Origin of the sequence: Vibrio sp. YIC-376 (assembly GCF_052353105.1) — a bacterium.
Classification (GTDB): domain Bacteria; phylum Pseudomonadota; class Gammaproteobacteria; order Enterobacterales; family Vibrionaceae; genus Vibrio.
The window spans coordinates 153,997-170,367 of sequence record NZ_JBBWFK010000002.1 but is presented as its reverse complement, the minus strand read 5'-3'; the positions used below and the strand labels follow the sequence as shown (position 1 = coordinate 170,367).

General features: G+C 45.8%; 14 protein-coding genes. 12 read left to right on the top strand and 2 right to left on the bottom strand.

All coding sequences use genetic code 11. The features are described from left to right. Nucleotides 1-16 precede the first annotated feature (16 nt). The 12 genes from WJM94_RS05005 (at nucleotide 17) to choV (ending at nucleotide 14,048) form a co-directional block, all read left to right on the top strand. A complete protein-coding gene (locus WJM94_RS05005; protein WP_444493133.1) occupies nucleotides 17-1,510 on the top strand; it encodes a CoA-acylating methylmalonate-semialdehyde dehydrogenase in 1,494 nt (497 codons plus the stop codon). 86 nt (nucleotides 1,511-1,596) lie between these two features. After that, complete coding sequence (locus WJM94_RS05000) at nucleotides 1,597-2,751, top strand: acyl-CoA dehydrogenase family protein (RefSeq protein WP_444493132.1); 1,155 nt, start codon at nucleotides 1,597-1,599, stop codon at nucleotides 2,749-2,751. Nucleotides 2,752-2,808: 57 nt separating this feature from the next. Beyond that, nucleotides 2,809-3,585, top strand: a complete 777-nt coding sequence (locus WJM94_RS04995; RefSeq protein WP_444493131.1) for an enoyl-CoA hydratase — start codon at nucleotides 2,809-2,811, stop codon at nucleotides 3,583-3,585. Between the two features lie 10 nt (nucleotides 3,586-3,595). Beyond that, nucleotides 3,596-4,726, top strand: coding sequence for an enoyl-CoA hydratase/isomerase family protein (locus WJM94_RS04990; protein WP_444493130.1), 1,131 nt, complete (start codon nucleotides 3,596-3,598; stop codon nucleotides 4,724-4,726). A 41-nt stretch (nucleotides 4,727-4,767) separates the two neighbouring features. After that, entirely contained in the window at nucleotides 4,768-5,664 is an 897-nt protein-coding gene (gene mmsB, locus WJM94_RS04985) for a 3-hydroxyisobutyrate dehydrogenase (RefSeq protein ID WP_444493129.1), read from the top strand. Between the two features lie 9 nt (nucleotides 5,665-5,673). After that, a complete protein-coding gene (locus WJM94_RS04980; RefSeq protein ID WP_444493128.1) occupies nucleotides 5,674-6,432 on the top strand; it encodes an SDR family oxidoreductase in 759 nt (252 codons plus the stop codon). Nucleotides 6,433-7,181: 749 nt separating this feature from the next. Further along, the gene (gene betI, locus WJM94_RS04975; protein WP_444493127.1) at nucleotides 7,182-7,781 is read left to right on the top strand and encodes a transcriptional regulator BetI; all 600 of its coding nucleotides are present in this window, start codon (nucleotides 7,182-7,184) and stop codon (nucleotides 7,779-7,781) included. A gap of 16 nt (nucleotides 7,782-7,797) precedes the next feature. Further along, on the top strand, nucleotides 7,798-9,258 hold the full coding sequence (betB, locus tag WJM94_RS04970; protein WP_444493126.1) for a betaine-aldehyde dehydrogenase: 1,461 nt from the start codon (nucleotides 7,798-7,800) through the stop codon (nucleotides 9,256-9,258). A gap of 19 nt (nucleotides 9,259-9,277) precedes the next feature. Then, the gene (gene betA, locus WJM94_RS04965) at nucleotides 9,278-10,978 is read left to right on the top strand and encodes a choline dehydrogenase (RefSeq protein WP_444493125.1); all 1,701 of its coding nucleotides are present in this window, start codon (nucleotides 9,278-9,280) and stop codon (nucleotides 10,976-10,978) included. 46 nt (nucleotides 10,979-11,024) lie between these two features. Then, nucleotides 11,025-11,963 carry a choline ABC transporter substrate-binding protein gene (locus tag WJM94_RS04960; protein ID WP_444493124.1) on the top strand — a complete coding sequence of 313 codons (939 nt, stop codon included), beginning with the start codon at nucleotides 11,025-11,027 and terminating at the stop codon, nucleotides 11,961-11,963. A gap of 55 nt (nucleotides 11,964-12,018) precedes the next feature. Then, nucleotides 12,019-12,861: a choline ABC transporter permease subunit gene (choW, locus tag WJM94_RS04955; RefSeq protein ID WP_444493123.1), complete on the top strand. Its 843-nt coding sequence runs from the start codon at nucleotides 12,019-12,021 to the stop codon at nucleotides 12,859-12,861. A 2-nt stretch (nucleotides 12,862-12,863) separates the two neighbouring features. Then, nucleotides 12,864-14,048, top strand: a complete 1,185-nt coding sequence (gene choV, locus WJM94_RS04950) for a choline ABC transporter ATP-binding protein (protein ID WP_444493122.1) — start codon at nucleotides 12,864-12,866, stop codon at nucleotides 14,046-14,048. A gap of 87 nt (nucleotides 14,049-14,135) precedes the next feature. On the opposite strand, the gene WJM94_RS04945 is transcribed toward choV, so the two are convergent. Beyond that, a complete protein-coding gene (locus tag WJM94_RS04945) occupies nucleotides 14,136-14,918 on the bottom strand; it encodes a slipin family protein (protein ID WP_444493121.1) in 783 nt (260 codons plus the stop codon). A 9-nt stretch (nucleotides 14,919-14,927) separates the two neighbouring features. Beyond that, entirely contained in the window at nucleotides 14,928-16,307 is a 1,380-nt protein-coding gene (locus tag WJM94_RS04940; RefSeq protein ID WP_444493120.1) for an NfeD family protein, read from the bottom strand. Nucleotides 16,308-16,371: the final 64 nt, after the last annotated feature.

Below are 16,371 nucleotides of genomic sequence, written 5' to 3'. Positions count from 1 at the left end.
ATACAAGGATGTCATCATGACAGAACAAGTAAAGCAGTATATCGGTGGTGAATTTGCCATCTCCGACTCGAAACAATGGCTAGATGTAACTAACCCTGCAACCAATGAAGTGATCGCACGAGTGCCTTGTGCCACTGAATCGGAAATGAATGCGGCGATCGCCAGCGCAACAGAAACGTTTAAGCGTTGGAAAGAAGTCTCTGCGCCGGAGCGTGCAAGATTGATGCTGCGCTACCAACATCTACTAAAAGAGCAGCACGACGAGTTGGCGATATTGCTTTCAAGCGAGACAGGTAAGACCCTTGCAGATGCAAAAGGTGATATTTGGCGCGGTATTGAGGTCGTGGAGCAAGCTGCGAATATTTGTAGCTCAATGATGGGTGAAACGGTTGAAAACGTCGCAACGAATATTGATGGTTACTCTTACATTCAACCACTCGGTGTTTGTGCTGGTATCACACCTTTCAACTTCCCGGCGATGATTCCATTGTGGATGTTCCCAATGGCGATTGCTTGCGGTAATACCTTTATTTTAAAACCGTCTGAGCAAGTGCCACTAACGGCGATGAAACTGGCTGAACTGTTTGAGCAGGCTGGCGCACCAAAAGGTGTATTACAAATCGTCCACGGTACCAAAGAACAAGTCGACCGTATTCTTACTGATCCAGTCGTTCGCGCAATTTCTTTTGTGGGCTCTGTGCCGGTAGGTGAGTACATCTACAAAACGGGTACTGACAACCTAAAACGCGTTCAGTCATTCGCTGGTGCGAAGAACCACATGGTTATAATGCCAGACGCAAACAAGCAGCAAGTCATCAATAACCTTGTTGGCGCATCTGTGGGCGCGGCAGGTCAGCGCTGTATGGCGATTTCGGTCGCGGTATTTGTTGGTGAAACCAAAGAGTGGATTCCAGAGCTTAAAGAGGCGTTATCTCAAGTTCAGCCTGGTGCGTGGGATGACGAAACGGCGGGTTATGGTCCGCTTATTAGCCCACAAGCGAAGCAACGTGTGGTGAACCTGATCAATGAAGGTAAAGCGTCTGGTGCTAACTGCGTTCTTGACGGTACGGATTGCCAAGTAGCTGGCTTCCCTGACGGTAACTGGGTTGGTCCAACGCTGTTTACTAACGTGACCACAGACATGTCGATTTATCAGGAAGAGATTTTCGGTCCTGTACTGCTCACAATGGAAGTTGATGACTTAGACGAAGCGATTGAACTGATTAACGCAAACCGTTTTGGTAACGGTACGTCTATTTTCACGGCTAATGGCGCAGCAGCAAGAAAGTATCAGCACAATATTGAAGTGGGTAACGTGGGTATTAACGTGCCAATTCCTGTGCCATTGCCATTTTTCTCCTTTACCGGTTGGAAAGGCAGCTTCTACGGCGATCTTCATGCTTATGGCAAACAGGCGGTTCGCTTCTACACCGAGACGAAAACAGTGACAGCCCGTTGGTTTGAAGACGATATTCCAAGTGGTCCGAACATGACTATTCAGCTCAACTAACCACCCTCGTTAGCAACGTATGGTCAAGCCGTAGTTGGTGCTTGGCCTTGATTCGATTGAAATGAATTAGACCTTAGGATTCCAAGATGGATTTTGAACTAAACGAAGATCAAATCGCATTCGCAGATGCAGCGAAACAGTTCGCAGAACAAATGCTTGCACCGCACGCAGCAGAGTGGGATGAAAAACAGCATTTTCCTAAAGATGTACTTCGTCAGGCGGGTGAACTGGGTTTTTTGAGTATCTATACGCCCCCTGAGCACGGTGGTTTGGGGCTTTCTCGCCTGGATGCCGCGATTATTTTCGAACAGCTGGCGATGGGTTGTACTGCAACCACCGCGTTTATGACTATCCACAATATGGCGACCTGGATGATCACCAGCTTTGCGAAGCCAGAAGTCGCTCAGCGATTTAGTGGCGAATTGATTACTGGTGAAAAGCTTGCTTCTTACTGTCTAACGGAGCCAAACGCGGGCTCTGACGCAGCATCTCTTACGACCAGCGCAGTACGTGATGGCGATGACTTTGTTTTGAATGGCGCAAAGGTATTTATCTCAGGTGCTGGCGATACCGACGTACTGGTAGTGATGGCTCGTTCGTGTGGCGAAGGTGCTGGTGGTGTTTCTGCCTTTATTGTACCTGCTGACAGCGAAGGCATTAGCTACGGTAAGAAAGAAGCCAAAATGGGCTGGAACTGCCAACCAACTCGAATGATCACCTTCGATAATGTTCGTATTCCGGCAGAGTATCTGCTGGGTGAAGAGGGCGAAGGCTTTAAGTTCGCGATGTTAGGTCTCGATGGTGGGCGAATCAATATTGCCACTTGTTCTGTCGGTACAGCGCAACAAGCGTTGAATGAAGCAAAACAGTACATGACAGAGCGTAAGCAGTTCGGACGTTCGCTGGCACAATTCCAAGCATTGCAGTTCAAACTGGCGGACATGGCTACTGAGCTGGTCGCTGCTCGTCAAATGGTGCGATTAGCCGCTGCAAAACTGGATGCTCAACACGCAGAAAAAAGTGCGTATTGTGCAATGGCTAAACGATTTGCAACTGACGTGGGCTTTAAAGTCTGCGACCAGGCGCTGCAAATTCATGGCGGTTATGGCTACATCAAAGAATACCCCGTCGAGCGTCATTTCAGAGACGTTCGAGTTCACCAAATTCTTGAAGGTACCAATGAAATCATGCGTCTGATCATCTCAAGACGTTTACTCGCGGAAGGCGTTGAGCTGGTTTAGCCAACGAAGACACAGATAGCTTATCCGTTACTCAAAGGTATAAAGGACTGAAAGATTATGACGGCACAAATCAAATTGGAGCGCGAAGCGCACATCGCTAAGCTCACCATCAGTAATCCACCTGCGAATACTTGGACACTGGAATCTCTGAATCAACTCAAAGAACTGGCCATTGAACTCAGCAATGATCGTTCTATTTATGCTTTGGTATTAACGGGCGAAGGAGAGAAGTTCTTTTCTGCTGGCGCGGACCTTAACAACTTTGCATCCGGTGATAAATCACAAGCTGCAGATATGGCGTTCGCATTTGGTGAAGCGTTTGAAGCTCTGTCTGCTTTCGATGGTGTTTCTATTGCTGCCATCAATGGCTATGCGATGGGAGGTGGCTTGGAAGTGGCTATGGCTTGTGACATTCGTATCGCCGAAGAGCAGGCACAAATGGCGTTGCCAGAAGCGTCTGTAGGCTTGTTGCCTTGCGCGGGTGGTACGCAAAATCTCACTGCGTTAGTTGGCGAAGGCTGGGCGAAGCGCATGATTCTTTGCGGTGAGCGTGTGGCTGCCGAGCAAGGTCAAAAAATCGGTTTGGTCGAAGAAGTCGTCGCGAAAGGTGAAGCACTTGATGCTGCGATGGAACTCGCGCATCGAGTAGCAGCTCAATCACCGAAATCCGTGTCTGTATGTAAAACGCTAATCCAAAACCGACGCAGCCAATCTCATGAAGCCGGATTGGTATTGGAGCGTGAACTGTTCTTAAAGCTTTTCAATACTCAAGATCAGACAGAGGGTGTGAACGCCTTTTTGCAAAAACGTAAGCCTAATTGGACTAACAGCTAACGGAGTCGCCATGGCCAGCAAAGTAAATGTGTCACAGATAGAATGTGCTGACGGTTCCGCTATCGGCGTGCTGGAGTTAGATAACCCTACAGCACTTAACGCGCTTAATTATGTGATGATTGAGCAGTTGTATAAGCAGTTGATTGAATGGCAAGAGAACGACAGCATTGTCGCCGTTGTTTTACATGCTCAGGGTGAAAAAGCGTTCTGCGCAGGTGGTGATATCCAGGCTATCTATCGTGCGTTAGAGGATATAGAGCAAGACTTTGATTCAGCATTCGAGGCGATGGAAACGTTTTTTGATCTCGAATACCACTGTGATCATCTTATTCATACTTATCCGAAACCAATTATCGCATGGGGGCACGGCTACCTGATGGGCGGCGGTGTTGGCTTGTTTATGGGCGCAAGCCATCGAGTGGCTGAAACTACGACCCGATTTGCAATGCCAGAAATCAAAATTGGTCTTTATCCTGATGTAGGCGCGACCTATTTCTTGAATCAGTTGCCAAAACATTTTGCGCTGTTTCTTGGCTTAACGGCATGTCAGATCAATGCTACTGATATGAAAGCATTAGGATTAAGCCAATGGATTGCACCTCCAGATAGCAAGGGAAGTTTCTTATCTCAACTTGCCAGTATTAAGTGGGAAAGTGAAACGGACATTAACGAGAAGATCGCTACAGTACTTCGCTCTATAGAAGTTAAAGAGCCGAGTGAGGGATTTATGTTACCTCACGCTAGCTTAATAGAGCAGCTTTGTCGTGGCGACTTATCAACGATAGTCGAAGCAATAAGTAGCGCTGATGCTGATGATAAATGGTTCGTTAACGCACAGAAAGCGCTGAACTATGGCAGTCCTCTTTCGCTCAACATTACTTACCAACAGTTGACTCAGTATCAAGGCCTTTCGCTGGATGCTTGCTTTGATATGGAGTTTAACCTTACGTTGCGCTGTGGGTTAGAAGGTGACTTTAGAGAAGGTGTCAGAGCGCTCCTTATTGATAAAACTAACCAGCCGAATTGGATGCATAAGCGTGTTTGTGATGTGACTCTACAAGATTTGGAACGTTTTTTTGCACCAATTGATTCAGCGGAATACCCACTTACTGCAGCACAATTAGCTTCGGCTGAACTATAGCAAATTCGAAACGCGGAATAGCGACAAGGGAAAGACATAACATGGATAAAATAGCATTTATTGGTCTTGGCAATATGGGCGCACCTATGGCTAAGAACTTACTTAAAGCGGGCTTGAATGTTGAAGTTTTTGATTTGAATCCGAACGCTGTTGCTGAACTTACCGCACTTGGCGCTTCGAGTGCAGATTCTGTTAAGCAAACCGTTCAAGGCGCGAGCGTGGTAGTCACTATGTTACCAGCGAGTCAGCATGTAAATAGTGTCTATCTTGGTCAAGAAGGCATATTAGAAAGCGTCGAAACAGGCACATTACTGATTGATTCATCCACTATTGATCCGGCAACTGCCCGCTCAGTGGGAGAAAAAGCACAGCAACTTGGTATCAGTTTTGTCGATGCCCCAGTCTCCGGTGGTGTTGCTGGTGCATCTGCGGGGACTCTGACTTTTATTGTTGGTGGTACTCAAGAGAATTTTGTGCAAGCGAAAGCAGTGCTTGGTCACATGGGTAAGAACATTTTCCACGCAGGTGAAGCCGGAGCAGGCCAGGTTGCAAAAATCTGCAACAACATGATGCTGGGCATTTTGATGAGTGGTACCTGTGAGGCGCTCAATCTAGGGATTGAGAACGGGCTCGATCCAAAAGTGCTGTCCGACATTATGTTGCAAAGCTCAGGCCGTAACTGGGCGTTGGAACTTTACAACCCATGTCCGGGTGTGATGGAAAATGCACCAGCGAGTAATGGTTATCAGGGCGGATTTATGAGTCAGCTGATGGCTAAAGATTTAGGTCTCGCTATGGAAGCGGCAGTGGCTAGCCAAACCTCGACGCCAATGGGCAGTCTGGCGCGTAACCTCTTCAACTTTAATAATGGTCAGGGCAACGGGCAAAAAGATTTCTCTAGTTTGTTTGAGTTCTACCAGAAGCAAAATCAGGCCTAAGGAGTGCTTATGGAGTTAGCAAACAAGGTTATTGCGATCACTGGTGCTGGGCAGGGCTTGGGTAAGCAGATGGCGTTATCGCTGGCACAGAGCGGTGTGAATCTCGCGCTTATCGATCTCAATCCAGAACAACTGAATGAAACCCAAGCAGAGTGTCAGTCTTTAGGGGTAACTGCACGAAGTTACGTGACCAACGTGACGGATGAACAACAGGTTTGCGCCACCTTTGAACAAATTGAAGAGGACTTCAAGCAGCTCAATGGCGTAATCAATAACGCAGGTATTATGCGTGACGGTATGTTCATTAAAGTTAAAGATGGTCAGGTCACTCCAATGTCACTAGAGCAGTTCCAGTCGGTGATGGATGTTAATGTTACAGGTACCTTCCTATGTGGGCGAGAAGCCGCCAAAGTAATGCTCAATACTGACAGTAAAGGCGTACTTATCAATATATCTAGCGTCGCGCGTGCCGGTAATATTGGTCAAACCAACTATTCTGCGTCCAAAGCTGCAGTCGCAACCATGGCGACGGTGTGGGCAAAAGAACTGGGTCGTTTTGGCATTCGCTCAGTAGCTATCGCCCCGGGCGTTATCAAAACTGCGATGACGGATCAGATTAAACCAGAAGCCATGGAGCGTTTAATCAGAATGATTCCTGTTGGTCGCTTAGGCCTTGCTGATGAAATCTCTGCAACGGTGAAATATGCATTAACCAACGAGTTCGTTACCGGAAGGGTATTAGAAGTTGATGGCGGTATGCGAATGTAAAGTCAATCTCAGGCTGACGATGTTGAATTGTATCGTTAGCCTCCATTCTCATTACCTGCCTCAATTATAAAGATTCGAATGAATCCTCTGCCGTGTTCCGTGCTCATATAGTAACTTCCTTTTTAATTGCATAGACATTGCTCTCAACACCTAACTCTATCCGTGGTGTACCGCTGATATGAGTTTGGACTCTGATATTGCTGTCTTTTAACCCCATCGAATTACTCATTATTGATGACTTTATGTTTGCAGCACGGTATCTGAGCATCTTTTGAATCGGCTTTTCTAAAATTCAATATAGATCACACTTTTTTATCATGAATAAAAGTTACGCAACTGTATGTGTTGGTGTGAACAAGAGTTGTGCAAATGAAAAAATTAATGTTATGAGCCTGTTACCTCATGGTCTGGCTAATGATTGTGCATGCCACACCATTGTAGTGCAATAGTTAGTGCACGATGTAAAAAAATAAATTTGAAAAATTTTAAAATTAAGCTAGTCAATAAAAAGTAAGGCGTACTAATTTTGTGGTTTAATTTTTATATTATTGATATTAAAAGTAATTTCTTCTACTTTTGAATCGATCGTTGGCTTTATTTTAATTATTACTAGCACGTCGGTTTTGCATTTAAGTGCACTTTTTTCTAATGATTTATGAATGTCATCTGTAAAAACAGTTTGAGATCGAACTAATATTCGGGCATTTTATATTTAACTAACCGTTCAATTAAAAATGAAAGGGGACGAAATGCCTAAGGTGGGAATGCCTGAAATCAGGAAGCCACAGCTGGTTAAAGCGACGATGTCAGTGATTGATAGAGTAGGCTTACACGCAGCTAGCATCTCGTTGATCAGCAAAGAAGCTGGCGTATCAACGGGAATCATTAATCACTACTTTGGTGGTAAGCACGGTCTGTTGGAAGAAACCATGCGCGAGATCCTGCGCCAACTATCTTTCACTATTACCAAGAAGCTTCGTGATTTACCTGCAGATGCTCACCATCAAAGAATCAACGCCATTATCGATGGCAACTTTGTCGGCTACCAGGCAGAAAATAAAGTTGCGAAGACTTGGCTCGCGTTTTGGTCCTATTCGATGCACGACGATCAGCTTAAGCGTCTGCAACGTGTGAATGAACGACGTCTTTTATCCCATCTAAGAAGAGAATTAAAAGCGCTATTAAGTGCGGAGCAAGCAGAATTGGTTGCTCATGGGATTGCGTCACTGATAGACGGTATCTGGCTACGCGGAACGCTCAACCCGCAAGGCATTAACGCTGAGAAGGCAAGAGTCATCATTAATGACTATCTCGAAAAGCAATTAACGTATTACTCAATATTAAAATAAAAGTCAGGTCTTCACGATGGAAATGAAAGCACATTACATTGATGGTGCAATGTATATTGGATGTTCTGAGGAACATTTCACCACATATAATCCGGCGAATGGTGAGCCATTGGCTAATGTTAAACAGGCGAACCAGCGCGATATGGACGCAGCGATCGAATCAGCAAAACGAGGTTTTGAGGTTTGGTCTGCAATGACTGCTACTGAGCGTAGTCGCATTTTGCATAAAGCGGTGGCTATCTTACGTGAGCGAAATGATGAATTGGCGGCTCTGGAAGTAGCTGACACGGGTAAGCCAATTCAAGAAGCCATCGCCGTTGATGTTGCGACAGGCGCTGACGTACTTGAATATTACGCAGGGCTGGCACCTAGCTTGCACGGTGAGCAGCAGCCACTAAATGAGAGTCAGTTTTTCTATACGCGTCGAGAGCCACTAGGAATCTGTGCGGGAATAGGTGCATGGAACTACCCAATTCAAATCGCGATGTGGAAATCAGCGCCAGCACTGGCTGCAGGCAACGCGATGATTTTCAAACCATCAGAAGAAACGCCTCTGACAGCACTCAAGTTGGCTGAAATTTACTCAGAAGCAGGTATGCCTGATGGTGTATTTAATGTTGTGCAGGGTGATTACCGTGTCGGCCAGATGCTAACGGCGCACCCTGATATTGCTAAAGTCTCGTTCACCGGTGAGAGTGGCACGGGCAAAATCGTCATGGGTGACAGCGCGAAAACACTCAAGCAAGTCACCATGGAGCTGGGCGGTAAGTCTCCCCTGATCATATTTGACGATGCTAAGTTGCACGACGCAGTCTCAGCGGCCATGGTTGCAAACTTTTACACGCAAGGTGAAGTCTGTACGAATGGTACGCGTGTTTTTGTCCATGAGCGCATTTACGATGATTTCATTGCCCAATTAAAAACACGTACAGAGCAGTTGATTGTCGGTGACCCTTTAGATGAAAACACCCAGATTGGTGCTCTGATTTCTAAAGAGCACGAACGCAAAGTCTTGTCTTCGATTGAAGAGGCTAAGGCAAGCAGCGCGACTCTACTCACTGGCGGTTACAAAGTAACAGATAACGGTTTGGAAAGAGGTAACTTTGTTGCACCAACGGTATTTATCGACTGTAACGATGAGATGAGCCACGTACAGCAAGAGATCTTTGGTCCGGTGATGTCAGTGCTTAAGTTTAGTGATGAATCTGAAGTTATTGCACGAGCAAACGCCACAGAATACGGTCTCGCCGCTGGCGTCTTCACTCAAAATCTTGCCCGCGCTCATCGCGTGATTCACAAAGTTCAGGCAGGTATCTGTTGGATCAATACGTGGGGTGACTCCCCGGCTGAAATGCCTGTTGGCGGATACAAGCAATCCGGTATTGGCAGAGAAAACGGCGTCGAAACACTCAAGCACTACACGCAAACTAAGAGTGTGCTGGTTCAGCTAAGCGATTTCGAAAGCCCTTACGCCTAACACTCATAGGAGAACTAAAATGCAACAACGCTACGATTATATTATCGTCGGTGCGGGCTCGGCAGGCTGTGTACTCGCGGATCGCTTGAGTGAAAGCGGTAAGAACTCTGTTTTATTACTCGAAGCAGGTGGCACGGATAAGAGTATTTTCATCCAAATGCCTACCGCACTTTCGTACCCAATGAACACTGAAAAATACGCTTGGCAATTTGAAACTGTCGAGGAAGACGGTCTTGATGGACGCCAGCTTCACTGCCCACGCGGTAAAGTTTTGGGTGGTAGCTCTTCTATTAACGGTATGGTTTACGTTCGTGGCCACGCTTGTGACTTCGACCAGTGGGAAGAAGCGGGCGCAAAAGGCTGGAATTATCAAGCCTGTTTACCTTACTTCCGTAAAGCGGAGGCTTGGGTTGGCGGAGCAGATGAATACCGTGGTGACAGTGGCCCTGTTGGTACCTGCAACGGCAATGATATGAAGCTAAACCCGTTATACGAAGCTTTTATTGAAGCTGGTAAAGATGCGGGTTACCCAGAGACCGACGATTACAACGGCTATCAACAAGAAGGCTTTGGCCCAATGCACATGACTGTTGATAAAGGCATACGCGCTTCAACGTCTAACGCATACTTAAGCCGAGCTAAAAAGCGCAAAAACTTCACTTTAATGAAGCGAGTAATTGTTCACCGAGTCCTACTTGAAGACAAAAAAGCAGTAGGTATTGAATTCGAGCAATCTGGCTCAATCAAGCAATGTTTTGCTAATAGTGAAGTGATTTCTAGTGCGGGTTCTATTGGTTCAGTGCAGTTATTACAGCTTTCAGGTATTGGACCTAAAAACGTGCTGGAAAAAGCAGGTATTGAGGTGAAACATGCTTTGGAAGGCGTAGGTAAAAACCTGCAAGACCATCTGGAAGTGTACTTCCAATTTCATTGTAAACAGCCAATCACACTGAACAGCAAGTTAGGGCTGGTTAGCAAAGGGTTAATCGGTACAGAGTGGATATTGACTCGTAAAGGCCTTGGTGCAACCAACCACTTTGAATCGTGTGCATTTATTCGCTCTCGTGAGGGATTGAAGTGGCCAAACATTCAGTATCACTTTTTGCCTGCCGCTATGCGTTACGACGGCCAAGCTGCATTCGATGGTCATGGATTTCAGGTTCACGTGGGGCCGAACAAGCCAGAAAGCCGTGGTTCAGTAGAGGTGGTGTCTTCTAATCCGAACGACAAACCTAAGATCGAGTTTAATTACATATCAACCGAGCAAGATAAGAAGGATTGGCGTGATTGTATTCGTCTGACGCGTGAAATTTTGAATCAGCCTGCGATGGATGAGTATCGGGGCGACGAGATCCAGCCTGGCCTGAATATCACGACTGACGAGCAGATCGACGAGTGGGTAAAGAAGAACGTAGAGAGTGCTTACCATCCCTCATGTAGCTGCAAAATGGGCGCTGACGATGATCCATTAGCCGTATTAGACGAGCAGTGCCAGGTTCGCGGTATTCAAGGTTTACGCGTTGTGGATTCATCGATTTTCCCAACTATCCCAAATGGCAATTTGAACGCTCCGACCATCATGGTTGCGGAACGTGCTGCGGATATGATCTTGGGAAATGCGCTGGAAAAATCACAGAACACTCCGGTTTGGATTGCTCCGAACTGGCAAGAGACACAACGAATGCATCCACCTAAAAGAGATTTAAATTCAATATCATAATTCAAATAACTATCAAAAAGTCAGTAATCATTACAAGGAACTAAACATGTCTAAGATCACAAAAATATTTTCATCTATCGCGTTAAGTACCTTAGCTACCGGTGCTTACGCAAATCAGTGTGAAACCGTTCGATTTGCTGATGTAGGTTGGACCGATATTACCGCAACAACCGCAGTGACTTCAGAAATACTGAAAGGATTAGGGTACAAAACTAAAACGGATATGCTTTCTGTCCCCGTAACTTACTCATCAATGGCGAATGGTGACATTGATATTTTCCTGGGTAACTGGATGCCAACGATGGAAGGGGATATCGCTAAATACCGTGATGCTGGCACAGTCGAATCGGTTAAAGCTAACCTAGTCGGCGCAAAATACACGTTAGCAGTACCAAAATACGTTTACGATGCAGGCGTTACAAGCTTTGCTGATCTGGCAAAACATGCCGACAAATTTGATGGCCGTATTTACGGCATCGAACCGGGTAACGATGGTAACCGCATAATCCAATCCATGATCGACGGTAATGCATTTGGGCTGAAAGACTTCAGCTTGGTTGAATCGAGTGAGGCTGGCATGGTGTCACAAGTATCACGCGCCGCGCGTCGCAATCAGTGGATTGTTTACTTGGGCTGGGCTCCGCACCCAATGAACAGCAATGTTGACATGGAATATCTTTCTGGAGGCGATGAATTCTTTGGTCCAAATTACGGTGGAGCAAACGTCTACACAAACGTACGTAAAAACTACCTTTCTGAGTGCCCGAATGTAGGTCAATTGGTAAAGAACCTGGAGTTCAACTTAGAAATGGAAAACGAGTTAATGGAAGCAATTCTTAACCAAAAACAAGATCCGTCAAAAGCGGCACAAGCTTGGTTAAACGCAAATCAAGATCAAATTAAAGTATGGCTAAAAGATGTGAAAACAGTCGATGGTCAAGATGCACAAGCAGCGATTTCTGCATACTTGAAAACTAGTGCTTAACTTAGTCTTATTATTTGGGCAGAGACGCCAGCTTCATTAATACAAGGGGTTTATCGTGAGTATCATTATGGACAACAAAATACCACTAGGGAAGTGGATGGAAACAGGTGTTGATTGGTTAACCGTTAATGCATCAGGTTTCTTTGATACTATTTCTTTTACACTCGAAACCATCATTATGTTTGTGGTGGATATATTCAAATGGATGCCACCTGCGGCACCGATCATTATTACGGCAGCGATTGCTTGGTTCCTTCATCGTAGTATTCCGCTCGTCGTATTTATCGTTGTAGCGTTACTGGCGATTCTTAACCTTGGATATTGGCAGGAGATGCTGGAAACTTTTGTCCTTGTTTTTGCAGCGACAACGATTTCAGTATTAATTGGTGTGCCTTTAGGCATTATGGCGGCACATCGACCTTGGTTATATACAATACTGAGACCGATTCTGGACTTGATGCAAACCGTACCAACATTTGTGTACCTAATTCCAACCTTGGTTCTGTTTGGTTTAGGTATTGTTCCTGGTCTTATCTCAACCATTATCTTCGCTATCGCAGCGCCAATTCGCCTGACTTATCTGGGGATTATTAAAGTGCCTGAAGAGCTTTTGGAAGCGGGCAAAGCATTTGGCGCGAGCCGTATGAAGTTACTGTTCAAAGTAGAACTGCCAGCCGCACTACCAAGCATCATGGCGGGAGTAACGCAGTGCATTATGCTGTCTCTTTCGATGGTAGTGATCGCGGCTCTAGTAGGTGCAGACGGTTTAGGTAAACCTGTTGTGCGTGCACTGAACACTGTAAACATCTCTCAAGGTTTTGAAGCCGGCTTAGCGATTGTTTTAGTCGCAATCATCCTTGATCGCTTGTGTAAAGCGCCAAACCAGAAGGAAGCATAACCATGGACGCAATTACTATTGAGAATCTTGACGTGGTTTTTGGTCAGAAACAAGCACAGGCACTTGCTCTGCTGGACAAAGGGAAATCGCGCCAAGAGATTATTGACGAAATCGGTCAGGTTGTTGGTGTGAATAATGTCTCTTTGACGGTTAAACGAGGCGAAATCTGTGTACTGATGGGCCTGTCAGGTTCTGGTAAATCAAGCTTACTTCGCACGGTAAATGGTCTGAACGACATCTCACGAGGCTCACTAAAAATCAAAGACGGTGACGAGATGGTGGATTTGGCAAAATGTGATGAACAGACTTTACGCCACTTACGTACACACCGCGTTTCTATGGTGTTCCAGAAGTTCGCTTTAATGCCATGGTTAACGGTATTGGATAACGTAGCGTTTGGCCTGGAAATGAAAGGTATCGGTAAGGCTGAGCGTCGAGATAAAGCGCGAAAACAGCTAGAGATGGTTGGTTTATCTGAATGGGAGAACAAATTCCCACATGAGCTTTCTGGCGGCATGCAACAGCGAGTCGGCTTAGCCCGAGCGTTTGCGATGGACACTGACATTCTGTTAATGGATGAACCATTTTCAGCACTGGATCCGTTGATTCGAGCTCAGCTTCAAGATGAACTGATTGTTCTGCAAGAGAAGCTGAACAAGACGATTTTATTCGTGAGCCATGACTTGGATGAAGCGCTTAAAATCGGCAACAATATCGCAATCATGGAATCGGGTAAGCTGATTCAGCATGGCAAACCAGAGCAAATTGTTCTGACTCCAGAGAACGATTATGTGGCGGATTTTGTCTCACACACTAACCCGCTAAATGTACTTAAAGGTCGATCTCTGATGCAATCTAGTGACGCTTTGGTGCATGTAGATGAGCGTGTTCTTATCTGTTCAGATAAAGAGATTTGGGTAATACAAGAAGCGAAAGGGTTACGATTGATCGATACTAATAAGCTATTGGTTCTTTGGGACAGCGAATCATCAAATCTTGATGACATAAACGAAAACACGTTGGTCCAGGTTAGCCCGGATATTACCATGCGTGAAGCCATTGAGCTTAAACAGCGTAGTCATCAGCCGCTTCTGATGGTCGAAAATAACCAGTTAGTCGGTGTGTTGAGTGATAACGAGTTATACGATGCGCTACTTGGCAACTTCCGTTCTAAAAAGGTGGCTTGAGTAAAACGAGGTTAACGATCCGAAAGAGCCGCTGTTTGCGGCTCTTCTTATTGAGCTGAACTTGTTACGCTATATCAGCGTTTAGGATTATTGATCTTTCTCTTCTTTATTTTTGTTCACTGCTTTTGCAATATCTTGCACCGCTTCAACCAAATTAATAGGCATTGGGAAAATAATGGTTGATGTTTTATCTGTCGTGATTTCAGTCAGTGTCTGCATATAGCGCAATTGCAAGGCATTTGGGGCTTCATTCAACATTTGAGCCGCTTCTTTTAACTTGTTAGACGCTTCTAATTCACCGGTTGCATGAATCACTTTCGCACGACGGTTACGCTCAGCTTCGGCTTGGCGAGCAAGTGCGCGAACCATGCTTTCGTTCAGGTCGACATGTTTCACTTCAACCGTAGATATTTTAATTCCCCAGTCATCGGTTTGCTGATCGAGAATGGATTGTAAATCCTTGTTGAGGCGCTCTCGTTCAGAAAGAAGCTCATCCAACTCATGTTGACCCAATACTGAACGCAGGGTGGTTTGCGCCAATTGGCTGGTTGCCTCACTGTAGCTTTCAATATTGTTGATGGCCATTTGTGGGTCTACAACACGGAAGTACACCACCGCATTCACTTGGACAGAAACGTTATCTTTAGTGATAAGATCCTGTGTCGGTACATCTAGCACTACGGTTCGCAAATCTACGCGCACCATTTGTTGGATAAAAGGGATCAAAATGATCAGACCCGGGCCTTTTACTTCTTGAAATCGACCCAAAAAATAGATAACTCCTCGTTCATACTCGCGCAGGACTTTGAATATTTGTGTCGCTAGTGCGAACAACAGCACTAGGACAACAGAAACAGTGTAGAGCAACATATTCGCCTCCTATTCGTCAGGGCGGTCACTGGGTTTCACCGTTAAGGTTAGCCCTTTAACATTGACAACGGTAACTTGGTCACCTTCTTTGAGCCTTTGGTTATCTTCAGTTTTAGCTGTCCAAAATGCTCCGTCCATCTGCACTCGGCCTTCACCATCAACAAAATCGTCGCATACGATAGCGTGCTTACCGGGGTAGGTTTCCAGCCCCGTGGTTACACGTCGATGGCGAATTTTAAGTAACATGCCTATGGTCAGCAAAATCAGTACAACTGAAAAAATGGAAAGACCGAAAATTAAAGGTAATGCGACCTGGAAGCCTGGTAAGTCACTGTCCATGAGAAATATAGATCCAAGAATAAATGCGACCACGCCCCCTAAACCCAAAACACCAAAACTGGGACTAAATGCCTCTGCAATCATTAATGCAATGCCCAGCAACAACAGACCTAAACCAGCGTAATTGACAGGCATCATCTGCAAGGCATACATGGCGAGTAACAGACAGATACCACCTAATACGCCGGGTAGGCCAACGCCAGGGTTATAGAATTCTAAAAGCAGGCCATAGATACCGATGAGTATCAGAATATACGCCACGTTGGGATTAGTGATGACGGCTAACATTTCTGCACGCCAATCGGGCACTCTCTCGACCCAAACAGGATTCTCTAGTGACAAGGTCACAGGTTGGTTGTTGATTTTGACGGTTTTCCCATTAATCACCTGAACCAGTTCTTCGGGTGAATTAGCAATATAGTCAATGACATTAAGCTCCAAGGCTTCTTTTGCATCTAGACTGGCTGCTTCGCTGACGGCTCTTTCAGCCCATTCAGCATTTCTGTCATGTAACTTAGCTAAACCTTTTATGTAGGCTTTCGCGTCATTAATGACTTTTTTTTCCATCGCTGTTTTAGCCGGAACTTTTTCAGAGCCTTCGTCGCGACCTTTCTGTTGGTCTTCGGCGTCGTTGTCCTGGCCATCATCAGAAGCAGGAGATTTTGGTGCACCACCGCCTAATGCAACAGGCGTAGCAGCGCCAAGATTCGTGGCCTCTGCCATTGCAGCAACGTGACTGGCGAGAAGAATATAAGTGCCTGCACTGGCCGCTCTGGATCCCGATGGACCAACCCAGGTTGCAACAGGGGTAGATGAAGTTGTAATCGCATGAATAATGTCTCTCATTGAGCTATCGAGACCGCCCGGGGTGTCCATCTTTAAAATCACTAGACTGACACCTTCAAGCTGAGCTTGTTCGATTTCTCTGGAGAGGTAATCACTTATGGCAGGGCCGATTGCACCTTTGACTGGGACAATCCATACCGTGCTTGCCAATGCATGACTGGCAAACATGAGTAGCGGTATCAGCCACATTCGTATTCGTTCCATACAGTCCTCCTCGCAAAATGACAGGACTTATTGAAAAGCTTGTTTAAAGTATATACCCAAGTTA

Bases quoted from the DNA above. Each gene is read 5' to 3' on its own strand.
- WJM94_RS05005 (WP_444493133.1), top strand. From the start codon at position 17: ATGACAGAACAAGTAAAGCAGTATATCGGTGGTGAATTTGCCATCTCC.
- WJM94_RS05000 (WP_444493132.1), top strand. From the start codon at position 1,597: ATGGATTTTGAACTAAACGAAGATCAAATCGCATTCGCAGATGCAGCG.
- WJM94_RS04995 (WP_444493131.1), top strand. From the start codon at position 2,809: ATGACGGCACAAATCAAATTGGAGCGCGAAGCGCACATCGCTAAGCTC.
- WJM94_RS04990 (WP_444493130.1), top strand. From the start codon at position 3,596: ATGGCCAGCAAAGTAAATGTGTCACAGATAGAATGTGCTGACGGTTCC.
- mmsB (WP_444493129.1), top strand. From the start codon at position 4,768: ATGGATAAAATAGCATTTATTGGTCTTGGCAATATGGGCGCACCTATG.
- WJM94_RS04980 (WP_444493128.1), top strand. From the start codon at position 5,674: ATGGAGTTAGCAAACAAGGTTATTGCGATCACTGGTGCTGGGCAGGGC.
- betI (WP_444493127.1), top strand. From the start codon at position 7,182: ATGCCTAAGGTGGGAATGCCTGAAATCAGGAAGCCACAGCTGGTTAAA.
- betB (WP_444493126.1), top strand. From the start codon at position 7,798: ATGGAAATGAAAGCACATTACATTGATGGTGCAATGTATATTGGATGT.
- betA (WP_444493125.1), top strand. From the start codon at position 9,278: ATGCAACAACGCTACGATTATATTATCGTCGGTGCGGGCTCGGCAGGC.
- WJM94_RS04960 (WP_444493124.1), top strand. From the start codon at position 11,025: ATGTCTAAGATCACAAAAATATTTTCATCTATCGCGTTAAGTACCTTA.
- choV (WP_444493122.1), top strand. From the start codon at position 12,864: ATGGACGCAATTACTATTGAGAATCTTGACGTGGTTTTTGGTCAGAAA.
- WJM94_RS04945 (WP_444493121.1), bottom strand. From the start codon at position 14,918: ATGTTGCTCTACACTGTTTCTGTTGTCCTAGTGCTGTTGTTCGCACTA.
- WJM94_RS04940 (WP_444493120.1), bottom strand. From the start codon at position 16,307: ATGGAACGAATACGAATGTGGCTGATACCGCTACTCATGTTTGCCAGT.